This window comes from Chitinophaga sp., assembly GCF_035564935.1.
Lineage (GTDB): Bacteria > Bacteroidota > Bacteroidia > Chitinophagales > Chitinophagaceae > Chitinophaga.
The window spans coordinates 1-2,281 of the sequence record NZ_DATMTE010000870.1 but is presented as its reverse complement, the minus strand read 5'-3'; the positions used below and the strand labels follow the sequence as shown (position 1 = coordinate 2,281).

Sequence of the window (2,281 nt, the reverse complement as noted above, 5' to 3'; positions counted from 1 at the left end):
TAATGAACATGATATGTCCGCTTATGCAATGGCTGTTGTTATTATACACAACCATGCCGCGAACAAAAGAATTTTACAGCTTTAATTTTAAAACTGTATTTTAGTAAGAACTCGTTATCCTCACAAATATACTCATACTGTTAACCAATTTAAATCCACATTATTCATGAAAATTCCCAAAATCATTCATCAGACATGGAAAAACAGCGATGTACCAGATGCATTACAAGCCCTCGCAGATACCTGGAAAACGCATCACCCCAACTGGGAATACAAATTATGGACAGATGAGGACAATGAACGTTTCGTTGCCGGACATTACCCGGACTTCAAAGCAATATACGATGCATACCCTGCTAATATACAAAAGGTAGATGCTGTACGTTACCTCATCCTGCAAACTTATGGTGGTATTTTTGTTGACCTGGATTTTGCCTGCAGAAGAAACATGGAGGAACTGTTACAACACGCTACCTGTGCTTTCGGCAAAGAACCCAGCGAGCACTGCGAGATACATCAGAAGGAATTTATCATCAGCAATGCTTTCATGGCAACTATCCCGCATCATCCTTTTCTTGCATCGCTATGCCATGAATTGCGAAGGACCGATATCGATATTGATCATATCAATAACAACATCCTTGAAACCACAGGCCCCTTTATGCTATCCAGGGTGTATAGCAACAGCACAGAGCAGGAAAAGGTAACCCTGCTCGACTATTCCTGTCTTTATCCCCTGACAAAAGAAGAAATAGCACTGTGGCTGCACGAAAAAGATTGCAGTCATGAAATCCGGGAAAAGCTGAGACACGCCTACGCTATTCATTATTATTCGGGCACCTGGTGGGATAAGGATGCACATCAGCACATCCGGAAAATCAGGGAAAATTTCCATATCATCCAATAAATTTAAACCTCATCTACAACTATGCCCAGCATCTTTCACAAAAACGGCATCAGGAGCACCGATTTTACAATCAACCAATCCACAATAACAAAGCTGAGAAATAATTGGCAGGAATATGCTGCAGACATCCCCCCCTATCCGGGAAATTTTGACGGCCGCGGCATCGTTATCTGCGCAGGAGGCCTCCGCTATTTTACCTGCAGCTGGATAGCAGTTAAAATGCTTCGTAGCCTGGGTTGTCAGCTTCCCATCGAAATATGGTACCTTGGCAATGAACTCTCTGAAGAAATCATCCGGGCCTTCCAGGTAATGAACGTTACCTGCAGAAATTTCCTGGAAAACGGACCGGTGTCCTTATCGGGTTTCATGTTAAAGCCCCTGTCCATTATTAAAAGCAGCTTCAGGGAAGTTCTTTTCCTGGATGCAGATAACATATGCGTTGGCGATCCTACCTCCCTGTTCTCTGCACCGGCATATCTCGAACATGGCGCGATGTTCTGGCCAGACTACTGGCGCACCGATCCCCACAACCCCATCTGGGAAATCATCGGTTCCAGCAACTTTAACATACCCGAACAGGAAAGCGGGCAAATACTGATCAATAAGGAAAAATGCTGGGATCCCCTGAACCTCTGCCTCTACTTCAATACCCAAAGCAATCATTACTACGAAATACTGCATGGAGACAAGGATACCTTTAAGTTTGCCTGGATGGCGCTAAACAAACCTTTCCATATGATACAGCAGGAGGTTGGCACCTGTGGATATATCTCGGATGACAACCGGTTTTATGGCACCACCATGGTACAACATAACCCCGATAATCATCTCCTGTTCCTTCATCGCAACCTGATTAAATGGGACGTTACCCTCCCCAATGAAAAAACCTGGCATCAGATAAAGCGCTTCAGGCCTGATGCAATTAGCAAAGAATATCAAATTGACTACTCCAATAACGGGCATTTTTTTGTGGACCTGAAAGGGGATGTGGAAATCCTGGACTTTAGAGATGTATTTGGAGACTATGAACAAACCTGCCTCGATTTCCTACACCACCTAAGAAGCAGCGACCTCTTTAACCGGTTCGTTACCTACACCCATTTTGCCACTTACCGTTACATCCGATCCGAACCATTTACACTTTAATTTCCCGGAAGCCGGCTCACTTATGCCCCTTTTAGTTCTATCATTTTTCACTCTCCATCAAAATAGCCACTATCGCCGGATTAAATGTATGGCCCCATGTATTATATTAATCATAATGACCTGCATTGGACGGTCATCTTTTGAAGCAGGAACAACACATGCAATACTTTCATGGACAAATGATTGTTAATACTACATCTTATGAAAAAATCAGAAATACAGAGATTG

Annotated in this window: 2 protein-coding genes; both read left to right on the top strand. The window is 43.3% G+C overall.

Going from position 1 to position 2,281, the window contains the following annotated elements; all coding sequences use genetic code 11:
• The first annotated feature begins 166 nt into the window (after positions 1 to 166).
• Positions 167 to 907 (top strand): glycosyltransferase family 32 protein, encoded by a 741-nt coding sequence (locus tag VN105_RS22690; RefSeq protein ID WP_325644505.1) that lies wholly within the window; start codon positions 167 to 169, stop codon positions 905 to 907.
• A 21-nt stretch (positions 908 to 928) separates the two neighbouring features.
• The gene (locus VN105_RS22685) at positions 929 to 2,053 is read left to right on the top strand and encodes a hypothetical protein (RefSeq protein ID WP_325644504.1); all 1,125 of its coding nucleotides are present in this window, start codon (positions 929 to 931) and stop codon (positions 2,051 to 2,053) included.
• Positions 2,054 to 2,281: the final 228 nt, after the last annotated feature.

Bases quoted from the DNA above. Each gene is read 5' to 3' on its own strand.
- VN105_RS22690 (WP_325644505.1), top strand. From the start codon at position 167: ATGAAAATTCCCAAAATCATTCATCAGACATGGAAAAACAGCGATGTA.
- VN105_RS22685 (WP_325644504.1), top strand. From the start codon at position 929: ATGCCCAGCATCTTTCACAAAAACGGCATCAGGAGCACCGATTTTACA.